The following is a 22,095-nucleotide window of genomic DNA, read 5'->3' as shown; positions in this document are numbered from 1 at the left end:
GGGAGGCGGGGTGGCTGCCCGGTGAGCGCCGGGCGGCGCGGGCGGGTGGCGGTGTGTTCCACGAGGCGGCGTGGCCGCCCGGTCAGCGCGGGCGGCCCCCGGTCAGCCGCGTGCCCGGAGCCGGCGCAGCATGCGGGCGTCCTCGAAACCCACCGCCCGCGCCGCGGCCTCCACCGTCGCTCCGTGGCCGATCAGGTGCTCGGCCCGCTCCAGGCGCAGCATCTGCTGGTACCGCAACGGCGTCAGCCCCGTCGCGCGGGTGAACAGCCGCGTCACCGTGCGCTCGCTGCATCCGGCCGCGCCCGCCAGGTCGGCCAGCTTCAGCGCCTCCGCGAACCGCGCGTCGATCAGGTCCTGGAGGCGGTGCACGGTGTCGTTGACGTGCGCCCGGTGCCGCAGCATCGCGCTGGCCTGCTGCTCGTCACCGTTCCGCCGCGCGTACACCACCATCGACCGCGCCATCCGCGCCGCCACCGCCGGGCCGTGCCGCGCCGCGACCAGGTGCAGCGCCAGGTCGATCCCGCTCGCGATGCCCGCCGACGTCACCACCCGCTCGTCGACGACGTACAGCACGTCCCGCACCACCGTCGCCGCCGGGTAGCGCGCCGCCAGCGCATCCTGCAGCTCGTGGTGCGTCGTGCAGCGGCGGCCGTCCAGCAGCCCCGCCCGGCCCAGCGCCTCGGCCCCGGAACACACGCTCGCCACCGTGCCGCCCCGCTCGTGGTGCGCCCGCAACCACGCCAGCCCGGCGGCACTCAGCGGAGCCGCCGTCAGCCGCGGCGACCGCCACCCGGGCACGACCACCAGATCGCCCGGCGACAGCTCCGGCCAGTCCCGCTCCGCCGTCAGCGGCACACCCTGCGCGCTCTCGACCGTGCCCCGCTCGCCCAGGTACGCCAGTTCGTAGTCCAGCCCCAGATCGCGCGCCGTCGAGAACACCTGCGCGGGTCCGGCGAGGTCGAGCAGGTGCAGGCGGGGGAGGAGCACGAAGGCCACACGGGTCACGATCCGGTCAGCCTACGCCCGCCCCGGTCAGCTCGGCGACGCGCCGGATCGTGGCGAAGCGGCCGGCCAGCGCGTACTCGGTGCGGGCGATGATCTCGTCCGTGCCCAGCGTGCGCGGATCGGCGAGGATCTCCTCCGGCGTCAGCCCGGCGGGGGCGTCCCGGTGCGGGATCGGATCGGTGGTGGTCGCGTCGGTCACGAAGGTGACGTCGTAGCCGAGGTCGGACGCCAGCCGCGCGGTCGTCTCGCAGCACTGCTCGGTGCGGATGCCGCAGACGGTCAGCCGCCGGATCCCGCGCGAGACCAGGATCTGCTGCAGGTTCGTGGTGGTGAAGGCGTTGTGCGCGGTCTTGGTCAGCACCGGCTCACCCTCGGCCGGGGTCAGGCCGTCCATCAGCCGGACGTGCCCCAGCGCCGGGTCGAACACGGTGCCGCTGCCGGGTTCGCTGTGCAGGACCCAGCACACCAGCCCGCCCCGGGCGCGCGTGTGCTCGGCGAGCAGGGCCGCCCGCTCCGCCACCTCCGGGTTGGCGGTGAGCCGCCAGATCGGCCGCTGCCGGAACGACTCCTGGACGTCGATGACGACGAGTGCTTCGCTCATGCCGACGAGTCTGGCGGCCCGAGCACCCGCCGGGCAGGCTCGATCAGGCCCGGAAGCGGGCCGATCCGGTCACGAGCCGTTGCCCGTCTCCTCCTCCTCGGTGCTCACCGGGCGGGTGCGGGACGTGCCGCCGAAACCGGGCGCGAGGTCGGCCGGGTTGGGGGTGTCGTTGTCGGCGTTCGGCCCGCCCTGCGGCGGATCGGATTCCGGGATGCCCGGCGCCGACTCCGGCTGGTGGTTCGGGTTGCCGTTCATGGCTGCCTCCTCCGGGGTCGGATTCCCGGCCGGAAGCCGCTCAAACCGGACAGTCAGCCCCGGCGGCCCGGGTTCGCGATCGCCGTGGTGAGGCAGAACCCGATCGGCCCCGCGGTGTCGTGCAGGGTGCAGTGCCCGACGGCGATCCCGTCCTCGCTGAGGTGTCCCGACGACTCCAGCCCGATCGCGTCCGACAGCGGCAGCCGGCTCAGCGACAACGTGTAGTCGGCGTTGATGAAGTCCAGGCTGCCGGCGCTCGCGTGCGCCAGCGGGCTCGCGGTGTCGGCCGCCAGCGCGGCACGTACGAACGGCGACAGCGCTTCCCCGGCCACCAGCTCCCGCGACTCGCGCAGCCACGCGCGCCGCCGCCCGGCGCCGCGGCCGCCGCGCAGCGGCTGGTTGTGCTCGTCGAACCGCCAGATCGCCCAGCCCTGTTCGCGCGGCTCCCACAGCTCCTCGGGCGGTGGCGCGTCCCACGAGGGCGTGGCCGGGACCGGCGCGGCCGGCTGGTCACCGCCGCGGAGCAGCACGGCCGTCGCACGGGCGACGAGCCCGTTCGCGCCGTGCACCAGGGCGTCGGCGACCCGGATGCGGCGCCCGTCCCGCACGAGCGCGGTCTCGACGCGCACCGGGGCGAGCGGCGTGTTCCGGAACAGGTCGACGGTCAGCCGGGTGAAGTGCAGGCCCGGCGCGGCCTGGTCGCGTTCCAGCGCCCGCGCGGCCAGCCCGCCGAGCAGGCGGCCGTGGATCATCTCCGGATTCCACCAGCTGCGCGCCACCGGATCCGGGACCAGCTCGTCGCCGTCGGCGGTGAAGAACGCCTGCTGCTGCTCGGTCTGCGCCACCGGGTGATCTTAGAGCGCGGTCGGTGGTCAGGTGACGGTGAACGAAACCGGGGTGCCGTCGGGCAGGTCGTGGATCTGCTGGGCGACCGGTCCCCGGATCCGCAGGGCGGTCACCGCGTCGCGGACCACGAGGTTGTCGAGCCGGTACTCGCCGCCCAGCACGAACGGGGTCACGGGCAGCAGGCGTTCGTCGTGGCCGAGCGCGCCGTGGGTGTCCTGCCACAGCCTGGCGAACGCCGCCGCGCCGCGGGTGCCGGGCTTCTCCTGCAGCCAGCCGGCCCAGCTGTCCAGACCGGTGCCGAGCGCGGTGCGTTCACCGGTCTCCGGGTCGAACGCGACGACGCGCCGGTCGTCCTCGATGGCGAACTGGACCCCGAAGAGGTCCTGCGCGAAGCACAGCAGGCCGTCGGCGAGGCCGCCATAGGTGTCCTTCCAGGTGTCCACGGCGTTCCACGCGGCCAGTTCCGGCCCGAGTCCGCGCGGGCCCGCGTGGAAGACCTGCACGCCGTAGTCGAACAGCGCGAACCCGTTGAGCCGCGACAGCAGCCCGGCGAGTTCGCGCGACACGCCGCCCCCGAGTTCCACCTCCACCGGTGATCCGAGCGGACCCTTCGCGCGCTCCAGCAGACGTGTCAGTGCCGTGTTCATCGGAACGTCCTCAATACGAACTTGTCGCCGTCGTCGGCGCGGCCGAGACCCCAGAAGTCGCCCAGCATGCCGCGCCCGTCGAGCTGGCGTTGAATGGACCCGTCCCGTCCGTTGAGCTGGTGGCCCATCGCCGAACCCGCCCCCCGGTTGTCGGCGAAGGGCACGTACTTCACGCTCTTGTCGCCGGTGGTGTCCGCGACGGCGGGCGGGTACTCGTCCTTGTCGAACCCCTCTTTCGACGGGATACCGCCGATCGCGGCCGCCCGGCGGGCTTCGCTGCCTTCGCGCTGGACCGTCAGCACCGGGTCGGGGCGGGGAACGTTCCGCTGCTGGTCACCACGCCAGAAGGTGCCACCCTGTGCTTCGTCGATGTGCTGCGCGGATTCCGGGTACCGCTCGTGCGAAACGTAGACGGTCCGGGGACGGTCGAGGCCGTCGACGGCCTGCGCGAGATCGTAGTAGGCGTTGCGTATCCGGGCGCCTTCCACCAGGGTCTCCTCCGCGAGGACGTCCCCCACCTCGTCCGCCGTGCGGGTCACCGCTTTCCCGGCCTCGTCGAATCCGGCCCAGTCGAGCGCGGCGCCGACGGCCGAGCCGGCCCCGTCGATGATGTCGTCGCTCGTTTCGCCGAGGAAGCTGCCGACGTTGACGTTCGAGTCACCGCCGGTGCGAAGCAGGTTGCCCGCCAGTTCCGCGACGGCGCTGGGTTCCTCGGGCTGCTCCTCGGCCGCCGCGACCCCGTTCCAGATCTCGCGGATGCCGGCCGCCCCGGCGGCGTGCCGTTGCCGGGTTTCCGCCACGGTCGCGGCCACGGTTTCGCCTTCGGCGACCTCTCGCTCGCCGTCCGGCAGCAACGCGCGAGCGAGGTGCCAGTCGGTCTCACCGTTTTGCAGGGACTGCTCGTCGCCTTTCCTGACCTCGGTGACCTGCTCCGCGCTCGAACGCGCCGCATCCGACACGGACCTCGCCAGCCGAGCCGTCTCCCGGTTGCCCTCCGCCAGTTCGGCCGCCCGGTGCCCGGCGTCCTGGCCGGCCTGGTCCCGCCACTCGTTCCCGGCGTTGGCCCGGGCCTGTTCGCCCTGGTCGGTCGCGGTCGTGACCGACTCGCCGAGCCGCCCCGTCTCGTCCGCCACCCTCCCCATCTCGTCGGGCGGGCCGACGGGGGGTTCCTCCCGGTGGACCGCGTTCCGGAACTCGTTCGGTGCGCCCTCGCCGCCTTGTTCCGGCGTTGATGCCTCGGCGTCACCACCGTCTTCGCCAGGGCGGTCGGTCCCGGCGGTGGGCTGGGCCCCGTCGCCGCGGGTGGCCGGTTCACCAGATGTGTCCTCGGCCGGCCGGGCCGGCTCCTGCCCGGTCGGTTCCGGCTGCGCCCCGCCTCCCTCCGCGGGCGCCTTCCCGGAGCCGTTCTCCGGGGCCGCCTCGGCTGCGGGCTCGGATTGCCCGGCAGGCGCCGAATTCCCGGCGGGTGGGGCTCCCGGTGGCTCGGCCATCACGCTCTCCTTCGCGCCTCACACGAATCGCATGGAGAGACCACTGTGGGGACAGAAGGCGGTCACCCGCGGCGCCTTGTCCCGTTCCGGCCACGCGCCCACCTCACTCGCGCCGGTGATCCAGGTCGCGAATAGGTCACTTCGGCCACGCGCGGGCGGCTCGTCTGTTTGGATCACGCCGGTTCGACAACGATCGGAAGGTTCCCATGACGTACCCGCCCCAGCCGGGCCAGTACCCGGCCGCGCCGCCGCCCTACCCGGGCGAGCAGTACTCCGTCCAGCAGCCGCCCAGCGGGGGCACCGCGATCACCGCCGGGGTGCTCGCCGTCCTCGGCGCCCTGTGGGGCGTCTTCAGCGGCATCCTCAACCTCGGCGTCGTCGACGAGGTGGTCGACGACCTGAAGTGGATCGTGGTCCTGCAGGGCACGGTCTACCTCGTCGAGTTCGCCACGCTCCTGCCCGGCGCCATCCTGCTGTTCCTGCGCAAGCCGGCGGGCCGCTGGCTCGTCGCCCTCGGCAGCGCGCTGCACATCCTGCAGGGCGTCATCGCGCTGATCGTGCTGGCCTCGGACGACCGGTTCAACCGCAACCTCGACACCGCGGCCGGCATCGGCGGCGGGGTCGGCGGGCTGCTGGTCGTGCTGTCCCCGGCGATCGCCACCCTGGTGCTGGTGCTCGTGCCGCTCACCGCCCGCTGGTGCGCGTGGGGCAAGCGCCCGCCGCAGCAGCCGGGCCCGTACCAGGGTCCGCCGCCGCAGCAGCAGCAGTGGTGACGGCTCCGGAAAAATAGTCCGCGAGGGTTGTCGATCCGGCCCGGGTTCCTCCGACGTGTTCATGACAGCAACTTCGGAGGAAGGATCGACCATGGCTCGCGTTCCGGTTTCCCAGGCCCAGCTCACCCTCGTCGTCCTGGGCGTCGTCCGCATCGTGGTCGGACTGTTGTTCGCCCTCCACGGCCTGCAGGGGTTCGGCGCGTTCGGCGGCATCGACGGCCAGGGCGGCGGCGTGGCGTTCGGGGCGTGGCCGGGCTGGTGGGCCGGCGTCATCGAGCTGGCCGGCGGGGTCCTGGCGCTGCTCGGGCTCGGCACGCGGGCCGCGGCGCTGCTCTGCTCCGGTGCGATGGCCTACGCCTACTTCACCGTGCACCAGCCGCTGGCCCTGCTGCCGCTGCAGAACGCGGGCGAGATCGCCGTCCTGTACAGCTGGGTGTTCCTGCTGATCGCGGTCACCGGCCCGGGCCGGTTCGCGCTGAGCGGCGTGCTGCGGCGGCGGGCGGCCGAGCGGGTGGCACGCGTCCCCGCCGGCGTGTGACTCAGGCGGGCTGCCGGGCCGGGTCCTCGTCGCGCAACAGCGGCGACCCGGCCAGCAGCACGGTGCACCCGGCCAGCGCCCCGGCGGCGACCAGTTCCAGCGCGATCCACGGCCCGCCGCGGACGTGCTCCCCGAACACCAGCAGACCCCAGCCCAGCGCGACCAGCGGGTTGGCCAGGACGAGCCCGGGCTGGGCGGCGACGAGCCGCCCGGCCCCCAGTGCCGTCTGCAGCAGAAAGAACCCGGCGGGCCCGGCGACGAGCATCGCGTAGGTCTGCCACGCCTGGAACAACCCGGGACGCCGTTCGCGGTGAGCGCGGCCGTCACCCCGGCCATGAGCACCGCGGTGAACCCGAACCACAGCCCCGCCGCGGCACCGAAGAAGGCCGCGCTGTGCGTGGTGTCGTCCCGCCGCCCGGCCGCGAAGAGCAGCGCCACGCAGGCGACCGTCACCGCACAGCCGAGCAGCCACTCCAGCGCCGAGACGCCGCGCGCGTCCCCACCGCCGGGGGCGAGCGCGAACAGCAGCAGCCCGACCGCGGCGGCCATCCCGACGGCGGCGATCCAGTCCCGGGCGCGCAGGCGCGTGCGGAAGGCCAGCCCGGACAGGACCAGCGTGACCGCCAGCTCGGACACCATGATCGGCTGGATGAGGACGATCGGCCCGGTCGCGAGCGCCGCCGCCTGCAACACGAGCCCGCAGAGCATGACGACCACCCCGGCGCCCCACACCGGGGTCTTGACCAGCCCCTTGAGCGCGCCGACGTCCAGGTCGCTGCCCTGCGGCTGTTTCCGCGCCCCGGCACGCTGCAGCACGGCCCCGGCCGCGTTCGCGAAGGCGGCGGCCACCGCCAGGAGCACGGTCAGCATCTCCTCACGGTGACACGGGTGTGCGAGGAGCGCACGGCGCCGGAAAAGTTTTCCGGGCGAGGGTGTCCGATCCGGGTGGTGGCGTTCGTAGCAGGGGTGAGGCCGCCCACGCGGGGCGGCGCCGAGGCAGAGGAACCGTGAACATGAAGCTGACGACCATGACCCAGCTCACCGTCGACGGGGTGATGCAGGGCAACGGCGGCGCATCGGAGGAGGACCGCAGGAACGGGTTCACGCGCGGCGGATGGGCCATGGGGAAGGGCGACGACGACACCCAGACACTCATCAAGGACACCTACGAGCGTGCCGACGCGTTCCTGTTCGGCCGGCGCACCTACGAGCTGTTCGCCGGCTCGTGGGGGGCCGCGGCGGCTCAGGACGTGCCGGGCTGGGAGCCCGTCTGGCGGGCGCTGAACACGCGGCCCAAGTACGTGGCCTCCACCACGCTCACCGCTCCGGCGTGGCCGGGCACCACCGTGCTGCCCGGCGACCTCGCGGCCGCCATCGCCGATCTGAAGGCCAAGCCGGGGGGTGAGCTGCAGGTGCACGGCAGCGGCGCGCTGATCCGGTGGCTGCTGGCGAACGAGCTGGTCGACGAGATGACCCTGATCGTCATCCCGGTGATCGTCGGCCAGGGCGCGCGGTTGTTCCCGGAGACCGGCCCGGACATCGCGCTCGACCTGGCCGAGTCGCGCACCGACGCGAAGGGCGTGACGATCCAGGTCTACCGGCCGGCCGGGCGCCCGAAGTACGCACCGGTCAGCTGAACTTCCCGACACCACAGGAGATGATCCCCGGATGCAGTACCTGTTTTCCGTGATCCACGACCAGGCCGGCCTCGCCACCCCGGAGGAGGACGCCGCGATCGACGGGTTCAACGACCGGCTCCGGGCCGAGGACCACTGGGTCTTCGCCGCCGGCCTGGCCGCGCCCGGCACGGCCACCGTCGTCGACAACCGGGGCGCGGAGCTGATGGTCACCGACGGGCCCTTCGTGGAGTCCAAGGAGTACCTCGCCGGCTTCTGGATCATCGAGGCTCCCGACCTCGACGTGGCGCTCCGGCTCGCGGCCGAGGGGTCGAAGGCGTGCAACCGGAAGGTCGAGGTGCGGCCGATCCTGGACGCATGAGCGACGTCCGCGAGGCGGTCACCCGGGCCCACCGCGAGGAGTGGGCCCGGGTGGTCGCCGCACTGACCCGGCGGTTCGGCGACCTCGACATCGCCGAGGAGGCGGCCGCCGAGGCGTTCGCGACCGCCGTCGAGCGGTGGCCCGCCGACGGCGTGCCACCCAGCCCCGGCGCCTGGCTGACCACCACCGCCACCCGCAAGGCCATCGACCGCATCCGGCGCGAGACCAAGCGCGACGACAAGCACCGGGAGGCACGGATGGTGTGGGACGAGCCGGCTTCGCCCGCGGGCGTCATCGACGACGACCGGCTCCGGCTGATCTTCACCTGCTGCCACCCGGCGCTGGCGGTGGAGAGCCGGGTGGCGCTGACGTTGCGGATGGTCGGTGGCCTGACCGTGCCGGAGATCGCCCGCGCCTTCCTGGCGACCGAAGACGCGATGGGGCGGCGGATCACCCGCGCGAAGGCCAAGATCAAAGCGGCGCGCATCCCTTATCGCGTGCCGTCTGCGGAGGATCTCCCGGCGCGGGTCTCCGGTGTGCTCGCGGTGCTGTTCCTGGTGTTCAACGAGGGCTACCTGGCGACCGGCCCCGGCGCCGATCCGGTGCGGGGCGACCTGACGGCCGAGGCGATCCGGCTGACCCGCCTGGTCCGGGCGCTGCTGCCCGGTGACGGTGAGGTGGCGGGGCTGCTGGCGCTGATGCTGCTCATCGAGGCCCGCCGCCCCGCCCGGGTGTCCGCGAGTGGGGAGCTGGTCGCGCTGGACGAGCAGGACCGGGGCGCGTGGGACTCGGCGCTGATCGCCGAGGGCCACCGGCTGGTGCGGGAGCGCCTGGCGGCGGGGGTGGCGCCGGGGCGCTACCAGATCCTCGCCGCGATCAACGCGGTGCACACCTCCGCCCGCCACATGCGCGACACCGACTGGTCGCAGATTCTCGCCCTGTACGACCAGCTCGTGCGCCTCGACCCGTCACCGGTCATCGCCCTCAACCGGGCCATCGCGGTCGCCGAGCTCGACGGCCCGGAGGTGGCACTGGCGGCGGTCGACGAGCTGGCGGCGAAGCTGTCCGGTTACCACGCCTTCCACGCGACACGGGCCGACCTGCTGCGCCGGCTGGGCCGCGGCGAGGAATCCCGCGCCGCGTACGACCGGGCGATCGAGCTGGCGGGCAACACCGCGGAGACCGCGTACCTGACCCGCCGCCGCGACCAGCTGCGATAGCGGCCAGGGGCACGTCCCGGCACCGCGCCTTCGCGGGCTGGTGCCGTGCCCGGAAGGGGTGGCCGGGCTCAGCCGCCCAGCTGGGCGGCTCCCAGGGTGTTCAGCACGCGCTCCGGGCCGATGCCCGCCGCCTCCGCCCGCACCGTCCCGTTGCCGAGCCAGTCCAGCTGCCCGGGGGCGTGCGCGTCGGTGTCGATGGCGAACACGCAGCCGATCTCGGCGGCCATCGCCAGCAGGTCGTCGGGTGGGTCCATGCGTTCCGGGCGGCAGTTGATCTCCACCGCGGTCCCGCTCTCCCGGCACGCCGTGAACACCCGCTCGGCGTCGAACTGCGACTGCGGGCGTCCGCGGCCCATCACCATCCGGCCCGTGCAGTGCCCCAGGACGTCCACCAGCGGGTTCCGCACCGCCGCCAGCATCCGCTCGGTCATCGGCTCCGACGGCATCCGCAGCTTCGAGTGCACACTCGCCACCACCACGTCCAGCCGCGCCAGCAGGTCGTCCCGCTGGTCCAGCGACCCGTCCTCGAGGATGTCCACCTCGATGCCGGTCAGGATCCGGAACGGCGCCAGCTTCTCGTTCAGCTCCGCCACCACGTCGAGCTGCCGCAGCAGGCGCTCGGCCGACAACCCGTTCGCCACCGTCAGCCGCGGCGAGTGGTCCGTCAGCGCGATCCACTCGTGCCCCAGCGCCCGCGCCGCCTCGGCCATCTCCTCGATCGGGCTCCCGCCGTCGGACCAGTCGGAATGCGTGTGGCAGTCGCCCTTCAGCGCGCCCCGCAATCCCGACCGGTCCGGCTCCGGCGCCTCCGCGAGCAGTTTCGCCAGGTAGCCGGGCTGCTCACCGGCGCACGCCTGCTCGACGACCTGTGCCGTCGCCGGCCCGATGCCCGGCAGCACCTGCAGCGTCCCGAGCCGGACCCGCTCGGCCAGCTCGTCGGACGGCAACTCCGCCACCACGGCCGCCGCCCGCCGGAACGCCCGCACCCGGTAGGTCGGCGCGCCGGCGCGCTCCAGCTCGAACGCGATCTGCCGCAACGCCTGTGCCGGGTCCACGACACCACACCTACCGCGCCGCGGCGGACTTCGCACGCCGTCAGGCGCCGGTGACCCCGTCCAGGCCCTCGCGCAGGAAGTCGGCGTGCCCGTTGTGCCGGGCGTACTCGTGGATCATGTGCAGCATCACCGCCCGCAGCGACACGTCGGTACCCCAGCGCGGCGAGTGTACGGTGAAGTCCAGCGACTCGGCCTCCCGCTCGATGCGCCGGGCGTGCTCGACCTCGGCCTGCCACGCCGCGAACGCCTCCGCCCGCGTCGACTCCCGCGCGTCGTAGGCCACCTGGAAATCACCGGAGTCCGACCACACCAGCGGCAGGTCCGTCTCCCTGTTCAGCGTCCGCCGGAACCACGCGCGCTCGACCTCGGCCATGTGCCGCACCAGCCCGAGCAGCGACAAGGCCGACGGCGGCATCGACTGCTCGCGCAGGTCCTCATCGGACAGACCGTCGCACTTCCAGGCCAGCGTGGCGCGGTGGTACTCGAGGTTGGCGCGCAGCAGCTCGCGCTCACCGCCGACGGTGGGAGGCTCGGGACGTTCGGTGGGCATGACGCGCAAGCTTACCTACCGCCGCGGCACCTTGATCCCGTACTGCGCGATCTTGCGGTACACCGTCGCGCGGCTCATCCCGAGCATCGACGCCACCTGCGCGGCCGTCGTGCCCGGTCTGGTCAGGCAGCGCACGATCTCGTCGCGCTCCACGGCCTCCATCCGGGTCAGCCGGCGGCCGGGGCTGGTGAACACCTCGGGCGGCAGGTGCCGGACGTCGACCACATCGGCCCGCGCCACCGCCTCCCGCACGACCTGCCGCAGCTGCCGCACGTTGCCCGGCCACGAGTAAGCCGTGAGCGCGCGCGACGCGGCCGGGGTGAAGGTGACCGGGCGGCCGCGGCTCTCCCGCGCGAAGTGCCCGGCCAGCGGGAGGACGTCGTCCGGCCGGTACCGCAGCGCCGGCACCTCGACGACCGTGTCGACCAGCGCCCGCAGCACGTCCGGCACCCCCGCGTGGTCCTCGGCCGTGAGCACGAACGCCCCGCGCGCCGCCGCGAACAACCCGGCCAGCTCCTCGGCGGCGTAGGCGGGCAGCGCGTCGGCGCCGGAGGTGATCACGCACGTGTCGGCCTTGCCGACCTCGGGCGTCCACAGCGCGAGCCACGACGCCGCGTCCTGCGGCGCGGGCGGACGGGCGTTGAGGATGCGTTCCCGCGGCCGCACCGACCGGCGGGCCAGCGACGCCAGCGCCGCCTTCCCGCTGCCGGGCTCCCCGGTCACGCACACCACGCGCCCGTGCTCCATCGCCGCGCGAGCCTCGGCCAGCGCGTCGGTCCAGGCGGCGGACAGGTTCGCCGTGACCGCGGGCAGCCGGTCGGCGTAGACGTGGAACACCTCGCCGCGCGGGCCCGGCGGCGCGAGGTGCCCGTGCGACCGCGCGAGCATCAGCGCGGCCGTGTTGCCCGCCGCGGCCTGCGCCAGCGCGAGCAGCAGTTCCTTCGACGACTTCGACCAGGTGGTCAGGTTGACGCTGCCGAGCAGCCGGTTCGTCCCCGGTTCCAGCACCGGCGCGGCCGCGCACGTGTAGCCCCACAGCCCGGTGCAGTAGTGCTCCTCGGCGGACACCAGCGACGGGGCGCGGTCGGCCAGCGCGAGCCCGAGCCCGTTGGTGCCGGCGTCACGCTCCGCGTAGGAAAACCCCGGCGCCAGGTGGACGCGGTCCAGCGAACGGATGATGGTGGAGTCCTTGCACAGCCGGCTGAGCACCAGGCCCTCACTGTCGGTCAGCATCAGGCTCACCGGTTCGTTGGCCAGCGTCGAGTGCAGCCCGGTCAGCACCTCCTGGCCGCACTCGAAGAACAGCGAATCGTGGTCCACTGTGCCGGAAAACGCCGGCCGCACCGTCTCCGGCGACACCCCGTACTGCCTGCTGCGCTGCCAGGACGCGGCCAGCCGGGGCGGCAGGACCGCCCGCTGATCCACCATGGCGACCTCCCGTCCGCATCGTTGCGTCTTCCGGGGAGGCTACCCCGCCGTGCGCCGCGAACAGGTCGTCCGGCTGTCTCATATTGAGACGCCACACGGGCCCGCCGCGCCGCGCGGCTACCTACCGTCACCGGTGAACGTGCCACGGTCGCCACGCCGGAAGGACCCGAACTGATGTACACCAAGGACGGCGAACGCTACTTCATCGTCGACGCCCACATCGCGCTGTGGGACGCGCGCCCGGACAACCAGCGCAACATCCACGGCAAGCAGTTCATCGACTGCTTCTACGACTACCACCGCAACCTCAGCCCGGAGTCCGAGGTGTGGCCGTACGAGGACTACCTCTACCAGGGCGGCGCGCGTCTGATGACCGACCTGTTCGACGACGGCTACGTCGACCACGCCATCTTCCAGCCCGCGCACCTGGGCGCCTTCTACCACCGCGGCTTCGGCCAGACCGAGGAGGCGTTCGCGCTCGCGCAGGCCCACCCGGACAAGCTCACCTACAACCACTTCTGGGACCCGCGCTTCGAACAGGCCGGGCTGGACCAGCTGCGCCGCGACGCGGAACGCTTCGGCCTCAAGGGCGTCAAGCTCTACACCGCGGAATGGCAGGGCGACTCGCGCGGGTACAAACTGGACGATCCGTGGTCCTACCGGTACCTGGAAGCCGCCCAGGAACTGGGGATCCGCAACATCCACATCCACAAGGGACCGACGATCCGGCCGCTGGACCGGGACGCCTTCGACGTCGCCGACATCGACAAGGTCGCCACCGACTTCCCGGACCTGAACTTCGTCGTCGAGCACTGCGGCCTGCCGCGGCTGGAGGACTTCTGCTGGATCGCCACGCAGGAGCCCAACGTCCATGCCGGACTCGCCGTCGCGATCCCGTTCATCCACACCCGGCCGCGGTACTTCGCGCAGATCATCGGCGAGCTGCTGTACTGGCTGGACGAGAACCGCATCCAGTTCTCCAGCGACTACGCGCTCTGGACCCCGCGCTGGCTCGTCGAACGGTTCGTCGACTTCCAGATCCCCGAGGACATGACCGAGTACGCGCCGCTGACCACCGCGCAGAAGAAGAAGATCCTCGGGCTCAACGCCGCCGCGATGTACGACATCCCGGTGCCCGCCGAGCTGCAGCTCCCGCGCGAGGAGCCGCAGGCCGTGGCGGTGGCGTGATGATCACCGAAGCCCAGGCCCGGGCCGCGCTGCACACCGTCCTCGACCCCGAGCTGGACGAGCCCATCACCGACCTCGGATTCGTGCGGTCCCTGGAGGTTTCCGGCACCGCCGTGACCGTGCACCTGCGGCTGCCGACCTCGTTCTGCTCGCCGAACTTCGCCTACCTCATGGCCTCCGACGCCAAAGACGCGCTGTCGGCACTGCCCGGCGCGCGCGAGGTCGCGCTGTTCCTCGACGACCACCACGACTCGGACCTGATCAACCGCGGGCTGGCCGCCGACGCGGGCTACCGCGGCACGTTCCGGCACGAGGCCGAGGAGAGCCTGGAGGAGCTGCGCGCGACCTTCCGCCGCAAGGCGCACACCGCGGCGATGGAACGCGTGCTCACCGCGATGCTGCGGGCCGGTCTGCCCGAGGACGAGCTGCACGACGTCGTCCTCGGCGACCTGCCGCCGGGTGCGGCAACGGACGCGTTGCTGCGCCGCCGGGAGGCGCTCGGCCTGAGCACCGAGCCGTCGGCGTTCGTGCTCGTCGACGACGACGGCAACCGCTACCCGCGCGAGGAAGTGCCGCTGCGGCTGCGGCTCGCGCGGTCGGTGCGCATCTCGATCGAGGGCAATTCCCATTTCTGCCGCGGCCTGCTCCGGACGCGTTACCCGGAGTCGGCGGCGGACCAGTCACCCGTGAAGGAGAAGGTGTCGTGAAGGCAGTGCAGGTCGTGGGCTACCACGAGAACCTCCGCATGACCGAGGTGCCCGAGCCGGAGGTCACCGGGCCCTGGGACGTCGTCGTGAAGATCGGCGGCGCCGGGGTGTGCCGGACCGACATCCACATCCTGGAAGGGCAGTGGGCGGAGAAGTCCGGGGTGACCCTGCCGTACACGATCGGTCACGAGAACGCGGGATGGGTGCACGCCGTCGGCAGCGCCGTCACCAACGTGGCCGAGGGCGACAAGGTGATCGTGCACCCGCTGATCACGTGCGGGCTGTGCGCCGCGTGCCGTTCCGGGAACGACGTGCACTGCGCGGCGAGCGCTTTTCCGGGCATCGACACGCACGGCGGGTACGCGGAGTACCTGAAGACCTCGGCGCGCAGCGTGGTGCGCATCGACGATTCGCTGGAACCGGCCGACGTGGCCGCGCTCGCCGACGCCGGGCTCACCGCCTACCACGCGGCGGCGAAGGCGGCCCGGCGGCTGCGGCCCGGTGACCGGTGCGTGGTGATCGGGGCGGGCGGGCTCGGGCACATCGGCATCCAGGTGCTCAAGGCGCTGACCGCGGCCGAGCTGATCGTCGTCGACCGCAACCCGGACGCGGTGAAGCTGGCCGTGTCGATCGGCGCCGACCACGGGGTGGTCGCCGAGGGGCGGCAGGTCGAGGAGGTGCTGGACCTGACCGGCGGCGCCGGGGCCGAGGTGGTGCTGGACTTCGTCGGCGAGGGCGGCGCGACCCGCGACGGGGTCGGGATGCTGCGCCGCGCCGGGGACTACCACGTGGTCGGGTACGGCGAGAACATCGACGTGCCCACGATCGACATCATCTCCACGGAGATCAACTTCATCGGCAACCTGGTGGGTTCCTACACCGACCTGTGCGAGCTGATGGTGCTCGCCGCGCAGGGCAGGGTGCGGCTGCACACCACGAAGTACCCGCTGGAGCGGTTCCAGGACGCGCTCGACGACCTCGGCGCGGGCCGCATCCGCGGACGCGCGATCCTCACGCCCTGACGCGCGGCTCCCGTTCGTGCGATGCTGGGGAGGGGCTCGCACGAACGGGAGCGCGCCATGGACCGCGACGAGATCGACTTCGCCGGGCAGCTGGATGCCTTGGACACGCTGGACACCAGGGGCCCGGCCGACCCGCTGGACGAGGGCTACTCGCCGGCGGAACGGCCGTGGGCCGCGCAGGGCTGGGGCACGACGCCACGCGAGGAGGCGACGGGGGAGAGCCTGGACGCCCGCCTGGCGCGCGAGGTGGGCGAGCTCGGCCCGGACGAGGGCGACGGCTTGGGCGACACCCTCGACACCGACGGCGAGCTGCGGGACGACGAGGTCGGCGACGCGAGGACCGGCCGCCTGATCGCCCTGGCCGACGGAGAGACCGAGGTGGACCTCTACGCACGCGACATCGGCGTCGACGGAGCCGCCGCGTCAGCCGAAGAGGCAGCGATGCACACGATCCCCGCGGAGGACCTCTGAGCGGCGGTTCACACGGCGCTTGACGCGGTCCCGGGCGTTTCGGCGGCGACACGCATCCCGGCTTGGAGAGGAGCTGTAGCCGTCCCCCTGTCCGGCGCCGAAACGAGGTTGCCGGTGATCAAGACGACCGGGAAGACTGCGGGGATGAACGCTCGAGCCCATGCCGACGCCTGGCTGGCCGCGTGGAAAGCGCGCGACCTCGATGCCATCATGGCCTGCTACGCCGACGACGTGGACTTCGTCGCCTCCACCGTGACCCGCCGGTGGGGCAGGCCCGACGGCCGGCTGCGCGGCAAGCCCGAACTGCGCAGGCACTTCGAACTCGGCCTGGAGCTCGCCCCCGAGCTGACCTTCACCGAAGAGGCACTGCTGACCAGCCCGGGCGGCTACGCACTGCTCTACCACCGCGAGAACGGCAACCGGGTACTCGACGTGGTCGAGCTGGACCAGCACGGCCACGCAGCCCGGGTACGCGCGTTCTACGAACATCTGCAGCAGTAAACGCAAGCAGGCACTCGCCTGGAACAGCTGCTCCGGTTCGTTCTCACACCCAGTAGGAGACGCGGGACCGGTAGTTGCGCATGGCGACGAGCGCGAGCAGCCAGCCCACGATCGTGATGCCACCCACGGCGACCCAGCTCCACGGGCTGACGGCCTGCCCGATCAGCGGCGCGCGCAGGATCTGGACGAAGTGGTAGATGGGGTTGAGGTGGATGATCGGCTCGGCCCAGCTGACGCCCTCGCGCTGGCCGCTCTTGAGCTGGTCGATCGGCCACACGATCGGGGTCAGGTAGAACAGCAGCTGGATCAGCGAGTTGATCACCTGCGGGATGTCCCGGTAGCGGGTGGAGATGATGCCCAGCAGCAGCGTGACCCAGACGCCGTTGAACGCCAGCAGGAAGAACGCCGGGATCGCGGTGAGCGTGTACCAGCCCAGACCGGGGTGGCAGATCCCCGTACCGTCCTGCCCTCGGCGAGGCAGCTGCTCATGAAGTTCCACACCACCAAACCGGTGGTGATGTAGGGCAGGAACGTGCCGATGTGCATCCCGAACAGCTGCGAGTACAGCAGGCCGAGGCCGAGCGCGATGACGCCCTGGCTGATGGTGATCCAGAACGGCCCGATCACCGACCGGCGGTAGCGCTGCTTGATGTCCTGCCAGCCGAGGTGGCTCCACAGCTCGCGCTGGCGGAGGCCTTCCTTGATGTCGCCGAACGCGCGCCCGAACGTGCGGCTGTCCGACAACGGCGGAAGCGGTGCTGGGTCTGACACGAGGTCGGTGGGATCGTCGATGACGGCGGAGGCTTTCATGGTCTTGCTCAGGCTCCTTACGCGACTCGTTCGGGAAGCACGTGTGGCTCGTGTCCTTTGTAGGCGGAGAGCACCTCGCGCACCGGGCCGCGCATGCGGATCCGGCCTTCGTCCATCCAGATCGCCGTCGTGCACAGTTCCAGCAGGACCTCGTCGGAGTGCGAGGCGAACATCAGCAGGCCCGAGCGGTTGACCAGGTCGACCATGCGCCGCCGGGCCTTGGCGATGAAGGCCGCGTCGACCGCGCCCAGGCCTTCGTCGAGGATCAGGATCTCCGGGTCGATCGTGGTGACCACGCCGAGGGCCAGGCGGACGCGCATGCCGGCGGAGTAGGTCCGCAGTGGCATGTGGAGGTAGTCGCCGAGTTCGGTGAACTCGGCGATGTCGTCGGCGCGTTGCTGCATCTGCCGGCGGGACATGCCGAGGAACAGGCCGCGGATCAGGATGTTCTCGTACCCGGAGACTTCCGGGTCCATGCCGACGCCCAGGTCGAACACGGGCGCGACCATGCCCTCGACCCGGGCGGTGCCGCGGGTGGGCTCGTAGATGCCCGACAGCAGGCGCAGCAGGGTCGATTTGCCCGCTCCGTTGTGCCCGACCAGGGCGACCCGGTCGCCCTCGGTCAGGGACAGCGTGATGTCGCGCAACGCCTCGAGGACCGGCACTCTCGCTGAGGTGCCGATGGCGCCGCCGACCTTGCCGAGGACCTTCTTCTTCAACGAGCGCGTCTTGGCGTCGAAGACCGGGAAGTCGACGTAGGCGCCGCGCACCTCGATGTTGACCACGCTCGGAACTCACTCCTGCCGCTGGACATTATGCGAACGTAAACTACCATTATCGTCTGCCCTGTCGCCAGACCCCCCGTGGCGAGCGGTACCGTCCAGGTCGTGAGCGCTCAGCACGCCGAGCACGGCTTCCGTCCCCCGCAGCAGGCCCGCAGCCGGGAATCGCTGCAGAAGGTGCTGGCCGCCGCGGAGCACGTCCTGAGCACGGGCGGTATCGAGGAGTTCACGGTCGCCGCGGTGGCCGAGCGCGCGGGCCTGTCGGTGGGGGCGATCTACCGCCGGTTCACCGGCAAGGAGCAGCTGCTCAAGGCCGTGCAGGACCATCTGCTCGAACAACTGGAAACCGGCGTCGCCGAAGCGCTCGCCGCGGCGCCCGGTGGACTCCGCGGCGCCATCGGTTCGTTCACCCACGCCATGGCGCACACCTTCTCCGGCTACACGCGTGCCTTCCCGGAGCTCCTCAACGGCCAGCCGGCGGACGGCGCCCAGCGCGGCTCGCAAGCGCTCGACACGATCCAGCGGGCGCTCCTGGAATCCGCTGAGGCCCACCTGGGCGAGGTCGCGCGGCCCGGCCCGCGGGAGGCCCTCCGGTTCGCGGCGCGCAGCATCATCGGCTCGTGTGTCCACCGGGCCGCGACGTTCCCCGCCTGGCAGGACGGCCTGTCCTGGCCGGCCTGGGCAGACGCGACGACCGAGATGGCCATGGCCTATCTGACGTCCGGGCCCGTGGGCCATCCGTAACGCGTTTCGACCGCGGTGCCCCCTGGCTCGCCACGTCCGATGCAGCGGTCAGCGGTCACGCCAGGCGAGCGGTGAGAGCGAGACGGCGACCTCGGCGACCGTTGCGCGGTGGTGGTCGACAGGCCTTTCAGGGCGCTGTCGATCCAGCCCTGGACGCGCTGGACGCCGATGTCGCGGTATTCGACGGCTTGGAGGAGCATCTCGAGCTTGTCCGCGTCGCGGGCGCAGCGGGCTTCGATGGTCTCGGCTGTTTCGTACTCGTCGACGGCGTCGCGGACGGAGGTGCGGGCCGCGTCGGGCAGGTGGGCGGTTTGGTCGGCGGTGATCTGCCTGGGGTCGGGTTTGGCGAGGTAGGGCTTGACGGTGTGGGGCAGATCCCCGGTGCGGGTTTCCTGGCTGTCGTGCCACAGGGCGAGGTACGCGGCGCGGGCGGGGTCGGCGCCTTCTTCGGCGGCGAGGAGCCCGGCGAGCTGGGCGACGCGCAGGGAGTGTTCGGCGACGGATTCGGGGTCGCGGACGCCGGCGTGCCACCAGCCCGAGCGCCGGATCCGCTTGAGGACGCCCAGTTCGTAGCCGAAGCCGGCGATGGCGCTGGGGTCGGACACGCAGGGGCTCCTATCGGTCGGCGATGCGGAGGGCGTGGTGCGGGCCGGCGAACTGGTCCCGCTCGGCGCGGGTGAGTTCGTCGGTGGACAAGCCCACTTCGACGGCCTCGGCGAGCGCTGGGGCCAGTCGGTCAGCAGTGACGGCCGTGAGGCTATCAACGTGACCAAGGTGTGCGGATTCAGCGGCAGGTGCGGCGAAGACGGCGCCACACGTCGGGTGAGGTGCTCAAGCAGGTGCACCCCACCTCACGACCGCAGGTCGGCGTGGAGCATGAAGGCGTCGTCGACCTCGCGCAGTTCGCCGATCCAGTAGGCCCAGTAGTTCAGGTTCGCCACGTCCGGGACCGAGCCCATCGGCATCGCGGCGGTGAAGTCCCGTGCGTACCGCGCTGGCAGTGGAGATCTGGGGCGGTTAGTGTCAGCGGGGGTGGCCGCGCGCGCCGAGTTCGGTGATCAGCCGTGCCTCGACCGGTGGGCTCCGGCGGAAGCTGTGCGCCGAGCTGGGAGTAGGAGGCTGCCGATGCTGCACAGTCCCTACACCTGGTTCAGCGGGTGCCGGGAGCGCCCGTGCACACCGTGGTCACCGGACAGGACAGGCGGGGTGCCCGGTCGCCTCACCGGCTGGTTCCCCACCGCGAAAGGGGACTGGCTCGGTGTCGTCGACCAGCTTGTCCCCGGCCTACGCCCTACGCCGTCGCGACGGCTCACCGCGGGAGGCCTCGCGGCGACGGGGTTCTCAACTCGTGCAGAACGTCTTCGAGATGTCGGCGCGTCTCCTGGGGGCTCAGAGTACCTCCATCAGCCGCTCAACTTGCTTCGCCATGACGTTCACGCCGCCGACTCGTGAGGTGAGCGCCGACAGGCCGAGGAAGACTTCGCACTGTGATGCGGCGAGGGTGATCATCGACGCACCCTTCGGCACGCGACTCAGCTCCTACGGGACGAGGGACTCGTCGTCACGGTGCCCTCGAAGGGGTCGCGAACGTGATCACGCGAGAGAGGTCTTGCTGCAGTTGCCCTGACGCACGGCCGTCGGGCGGGCCGGCGAGTGCTCACCGGTCCGCCCGACGGGGGGTCGCATTGGTGTGGAGAACAGCAGGCGGGTTTCAGAGGCTGCTCACCTCCGGAGTGTCGGCCGGCGCGGGCGTGTCCTTGCGGGCGGTGCGGATGGTGGCCAGGCCGAGGAATCCGCCGACGATTGCGAGGGCGGCGGCGCCGAGGAAGGCGGCGGAGAAGCCGTCGGTGAGGGCGACCGCGTTGCCGAGTTCGCCGGCGCCGAAGGAGAGGCCGACCGCGGTCATCGCCGCCAGGCCGAGGGCCGAGCCGATCTGGTATGAGGTGTTGACGATGCCGGACGCGAGGCCACCTTCCTCCGGCTTCGCGCTCGAGATCGCCATGCCCAGGGACGGGATGAACGCCAGAGCCTGGCCCAGAGCGGCGACCAGCGACGCGGGCAGGACGTCGACCACGAACGACCCCGTCGGCCGGACGAAGGACAGCCACACCAGGCCGGCGGCCAGCGCCCACAGACCGGCGACGATCAGGCTCTTGGTGCCGAACCGGGCGATCAGGCGCGGCGCGACGCCGACCATCAGGATCACGATGAGCAGGGTCATCGGGAGCAGCGCCGCGCCGCTGGCGAAGGCGCCGTAGCCGAGGACCTGCTGCAGGTACAGGTTGAGGAAGTACCACATCGGGATCCACGCGGCGCCGAGCAGGAGTTGCGCCAGGTTCGCGGCGCCGAGGCCAGGTGTGCGGAAGATGCCGAGCCGGACCAGCGGAACCCGCCGGGACCGCTGGATGACCAGGAAGATCGCCAGCAGTGCGATGCCACCGGCCAGGGCGCCGAGCGTGGCCGCCGATCCCCAGCCCTGCTCCGGCGCCCGCACGATCGCGAACACGGCCAGCGCGAGACCGGCGGTGACGGCCGCGGCGCCCGCGACGTCCACGGCTCCGCGCCGGGACGGGGTGGCCGGCATGAGGGCGGGCGTGGCCACGATCGCGATCAGCGAGATCGGGACGTAGAGCCAGAAGATCCACGGCCAGGACAGCCACTCGGTGATCACGCCGCCGAGGAAGACACCCGCGGTGCCACCGGCCGGCGCCGCCGTCCCGTAGAGGGCGAGTGCCTTGGTCAGCTCCTTCGGGCGCCCGCCGAACAGCACCATCAGCAGCGTCAGGGCCGACGGTGCGATCAGCGCGGCTCCGGCGCCCTGGAGCACCCGGCCGGTCAGTTCGACCCCGGCGGTGCCGGCAAGCGCGGCCACCACTGAGCCGCCGAGGGTGATGACCCAGCCCGCGGCGAACATCCGGCGCGCGCCGAGCAGGTCGGACAGCCGGCCGCCGAGCAGCAGCAGCCCGCCGAAGGCGACGACGTAGGCGTTGAACACCCAGGACAGGCCGTCCGGGAAGAAGCCGAGGTCGGCCTGCATCTTCGGCAGCGCGACCCCGATGATCGAGGTGTCCATGATGACCATGAACTGGGCGAGTGCGATGAACCCGAGCGCCCACCAGCGCCGGGAACTCGGTTGCGAGGCGGTCATTGCCTTCTCTCCTATACCTCTAGGGGGTATCTGGTGGAGCGAAGGTATCCCCGGATCCCCGCGTCGCGCAAGTACCCCCGGGGGTAATAGTGTGATCTGGATCGACCGGGTGGATCCGGTGGCGTCGCCGAGCTCGTTCCCCATGACGCGGACGCCACGGCTCTCGTCGCCGGCGCGGTCGCCCGGTTGTTCGGCCTGGCGGTCGAGCCGCTCCGGCAGGCCCGGCGACGCGGGGAAGTCAGCACGGCTTCCCCGCCCTCGGCCCACCGCAATTTCTGACCGGTACACCGCAATCTCGCGCATGGAACCGCCCTCG

The 22,095-nt window shown here is 72.1% G+C and carries 24 protein-coding genes and 3 pseudogenes; 11 read left to right on the top strand and 16 right to left on the bottom strand.

Annotated elements, in window-relative coordinates:
- Positions 1-102: 102 nt before the first annotated feature.
- The 6 genes from D0D28_RS23530 to D0D28_RS23505 form a co-directional block, all read right to left on the bottom strand.
- The gene (locus D0D28_RS23530) at positions 103-1,005 is read right to left on the bottom strand and encodes a GlxA family transcriptional regulator (protein ID WP_116112447.1); all 903 of its coding nucleotides are present in this window, start codon (positions 1,003-1,005) and stop codon (positions 103-105) included.
- Positions 1,006-1,012: 7 nt separating this feature from the next.
- Complete coding sequence (locus tag D0D28_RS23525; protein WP_116112444.1) at positions 1,013-1,606, bottom strand: cysteine hydrolase family protein; 594 nt, start codon at positions 1,604-1,606, stop codon at positions 1,013-1,015.
- A 69-nt stretch (positions 1,607-1,675) separates the two neighbouring features.
- Positions 1,676-1,861: a hypothetical protein gene (locus tag D0D28_RS23520; protein WP_094007653.1), complete on the bottom strand. Its 186-nt coding sequence runs from the start codon at positions 1,859-1,861 to the stop codon at positions 1,676-1,678.
- 53 nt (positions 1,862-1,914) lie between these two features.
- A complete protein-coding gene (locus tag D0D28_RS23515) occupies positions 1,915-2,706 on the bottom strand; it encodes an acyl-CoA thioesterase domain-containing protein (protein WP_116112442.1) in 792 nt (263 codons plus the stop codon).
- A 27-nt stretch (positions 2,707-2,733) separates the two neighbouring features.
- Entirely contained in the window at positions 2,734-3,354 is a 621-nt protein-coding gene (locus D0D28_RS23510) for an SMI1/KNR4 family protein (RefSeq protein ID WP_116112439.1), read from the bottom strand.
- Entirely contained in the window at positions 3,351-4,487 is a 1,137-nt protein-coding gene (locus D0D28_RS23505; RefSeq protein ID WP_116112437.1) for a hypothetical protein, read from the bottom strand. Before D0D28_RS23505 ends, D0D28_RS23510 begins: the two co-directional genes overlap by 4 nt.
- 563 nt (positions 4,488-5,050) lie before the next feature.
- Between D0D28_RS23505 and D0D28_RS23500 the strand changes: the two genes are divergently transcribed.
- A complete protein-coding gene (locus D0D28_RS23500; RefSeq protein ID WP_094007649.1) occupies positions 5,051-5,617 on the top strand; it encodes a hypothetical protein in 567 nt (188 codons plus the stop codon).
- 91 nt (positions 5,618-5,708) lie between these two features.
- Positions 5,709-6,155 (top strand): DoxX family protein, encoded by a 447-nt coding sequence (locus D0D28_RS23495; protein ID WP_116112435.1) that lies wholly within the window; start codon positions 5,709-5,711, stop codon positions 6,153-6,155.
- 1 nt (position 6,156) lies between these two features.
- On the opposite strand, the gene D0D28_RS36965 is transcribed toward D0D28_RS23495, so the two are convergent.
- A complete protein-coding gene (locus tag D0D28_RS36965) occupies positions 6,157-6,447 on the bottom strand; it encodes a hypothetical protein (RefSeq protein WP_240323323.1) in 291 nt (96 codons plus the stop codon).
- Between the two features lie 74 nt (positions 6,448-6,521).
- A pseudogene (locus tag D0D28_RS36960) lies at positions 6,522-7,025 on the bottom strand (DMT family transporter); the annotation flags it as partial.
- A 143-nt stretch (positions 7,026-7,168) separates the two neighbouring features.
- On the opposite strand from D0D28_RS36960, the gene D0D28_RS23485 reads away from it, so the two are divergent.
- The 3 genes from D0D28_RS23485 to D0D28_RS23475 are packed head-to-tail and all read left to right on the top strand — an operon-like array spanning position 7,169 to position 9,373.
- The gene (locus D0D28_RS23485) at positions 7,169-7,792 is read left to right on the top strand and encodes a dihydrofolate reductase family protein (RefSeq protein ID WP_116112432.1); all 624 of its coding nucleotides are present in this window, start codon (positions 7,169-7,171) and stop codon (positions 7,790-7,792) included.
- 31 nt (positions 7,793-7,823) lie between these two features.
- Positions 7,824-8,153 (top strand): YciI family protein, encoded by a 330-nt coding sequence (locus D0D28_RS23480; protein ID WP_116112430.1) that lies wholly within the window; start codon positions 7,824-7,826, stop codon positions 8,151-8,153.
- A complete protein-coding gene (locus D0D28_RS23475) occupies positions 8,150-9,373 on the top strand; it encodes an RNA polymerase sigma factor (RefSeq protein WP_094007644.1) in 1,224 nt (407 codons plus the stop codon). Before D0D28_RS23480 ends, D0D28_RS23475 begins: the two co-directional genes overlap by 4 nt.
- Before the next feature lie 68 nt (positions 9,374-9,441).
- Here the strand turns inward: D0D28_RS23475 and D0D28_RS23470 are convergent, their stop codons facing one another.
- Genes D0D28_RS23470 through D0D28_RS23460 form a run of 3 tightly spaced genes read right to left on the bottom strand, consistent with a single transcriptional unit; the run spans position 9,442 to position 12,406 of the window.
- Positions 9,442-10,428: a PHP domain-containing protein gene (locus D0D28_RS23470; RefSeq protein ID WP_116112427.1), complete on the bottom strand. Its 987-nt coding sequence runs from the start codon at positions 10,426-10,428 to the stop codon at positions 9,442-9,444.
- Between the two features lie 40 nt (positions 10,429-10,468).
- Positions 10,469-10,978: a DinB family protein gene (locus tag D0D28_RS23465; protein WP_116112424.1), complete on the bottom strand. Its 510-nt coding sequence runs from the start codon at positions 10,976-10,978 to the stop codon at positions 10,469-10,471.
- 15 nt (positions 10,979-10,993) lie between these two features.
- Positions 10,994-12,406: a GAF domain-containing protein gene (locus D0D28_RS23460; RefSeq protein WP_116112422.1), complete on the bottom strand. Its 1,413-nt coding sequence runs from the start codon at positions 12,404-12,406 to the stop codon at positions 10,994-10,996.
- 174 nt (positions 12,407-12,580) lie between these two features.
- Between D0D28_RS23460 and D0D28_RS23455 the strand changes: the two genes are divergently transcribed.
- From D0D28_RS23455 to D0D28_RS23435, 5 genes are all read left to right on the top strand, one after another.
- Positions 12,581-13,594: an amidohydrolase family protein gene (locus D0D28_RS23455; protein WP_116112420.1), complete on the top strand. Its 1,014-nt coding sequence runs from the start codon at positions 12,581-12,583 to the stop codon at positions 13,592-13,594.
- Entirely contained in the window at positions 13,594-14,301 is a 708-nt protein-coding gene (locus D0D28_RS23450; protein ID WP_116112418.1) for an iron-sulfur cluster assembly protein, read from the top strand. Before D0D28_RS23455 ends, D0D28_RS23450 begins: the two co-directional genes overlap by 1 nt.
- A complete protein-coding gene (locus tag D0D28_RS23445; protein ID WP_116112416.1) occupies positions 14,298-15,323 on the top strand; it encodes an NAD(P)-dependent alcohol dehydrogenase in 1,026 nt (341 codons plus the stop codon). The genes D0D28_RS23450 and D0D28_RS23445 overlap by 4 nt, the downstream gene beginning before the upstream one ends.
- 57 nt (positions 15,324-15,380) lie before the next feature.
- Positions 15,381-15,794 carry a DUF5709 domain-containing protein gene (locus D0D28_RS23440; protein ID WP_198958331.1) on the top strand — a complete coding sequence of 138 codons (414 nt, stop codon included), beginning with the start codon at positions 15,381-15,383 and terminating at the stop codon, positions 15,792-15,794.
- Between the two features lie 144 nt (positions 15,795-15,938).
- A complete protein-coding gene (locus D0D28_RS23435; RefSeq protein ID WP_162831165.1) occupies positions 15,939-16,295 on the top strand; it encodes a YybH family protein in 357 nt (118 codons plus the stop codon).
- 43 nt (positions 16,296-16,338) lie between these two features.
- On the opposite strand, the pseudogene D0D28_RS23430 reads toward D0D28_RS23435, so the two are convergent.
- Both D0D28_RS23430 and wzt read right to left on the bottom strand, forming a co-directional pair.
- Positions 16,339-17,105: pseudogene (locus D0D28_RS23430) on the bottom strand (ABC transporter permease).
- 17 nt (positions 17,106-17,122) lie between these two features.
- A complete protein-coding gene (gene wzt, locus D0D28_RS23425; RefSeq protein WP_116112411.1) occupies positions 17,123-17,890 on the bottom strand; it encodes a galactan export ABC transporter ATP-binding subunit Wzt/RfbE in 768 nt (255 codons plus the stop codon).
- A gap of 102 nt (positions 17,891-17,992) precedes the next feature.
- On the opposite strand from wzt, the gene D0D28_RS23420 reads away from it, so the two are divergent.
- Entirely contained in the window at positions 17,993-18,631 is a 639-nt protein-coding gene (locus D0D28_RS23420) for a TetR/AcrR family transcriptional regulator (protein WP_116112408.1), read from the top strand.
- Between the two features lie 48 nt (positions 18,632-18,679).
- Here D0D28_RS23420 and D0D28_RS23415 read toward each other — a convergent pair.
- The 3 genes and pseudogenes from D0D28_RS23415 to D0D28_RS23410 all read right to left on the bottom strand — a co-directional run bounded on the left by D0D28_RS23415 (position 18,680) and on the right by D0D28_RS23410 (position 21,779).
- Positions 18,680-19,236: pseudogene (locus D0D28_RS23415) on the bottom strand (HD domain-containing protein).
- 784 nt (positions 19,237-20,020) lie between these two features.
- The gene (locus D0D28_RS36955; RefSeq protein ID WP_240323322.1) at positions 20,021-20,140 is read right to left on the bottom strand and encodes a DUF5753 domain-containing protein; all 120 of its coding nucleotides are present in this window, start codon (positions 20,138-20,140) and stop codon (positions 20,021-20,023) included.
- A gap of 202 nt (positions 20,141-20,342) precedes the next feature.
- Positions 20,343-21,779 carry an MFS transporter gene (locus tag D0D28_RS23410; RefSeq protein WP_116112405.1) on the bottom strand — a complete coding sequence of 479 codons (1,437 nt, stop codon included), beginning with the start codon at positions 21,777-21,779 and terminating at the stop codon, positions 20,343-20,345.
- Between the last annotated feature and the right edge of the window lie 316 nt (positions 21,780-22,095).

Source organism: Amycolatopsis ruanii, assembly GCF_003385175.1.
Taxonomy (GTDB): domain Bacteria; phylum Actinomycetota; class Actinomycetes; order Mycobacteriales; family Pseudonocardiaceae; genus Amycolatopsis_E; species Amycolatopsis_E thermalba.
Note: the sequence above shows the minus strand (reverse complement) of the source record. Positions and strands in the feature narration are given on the sequence as shown.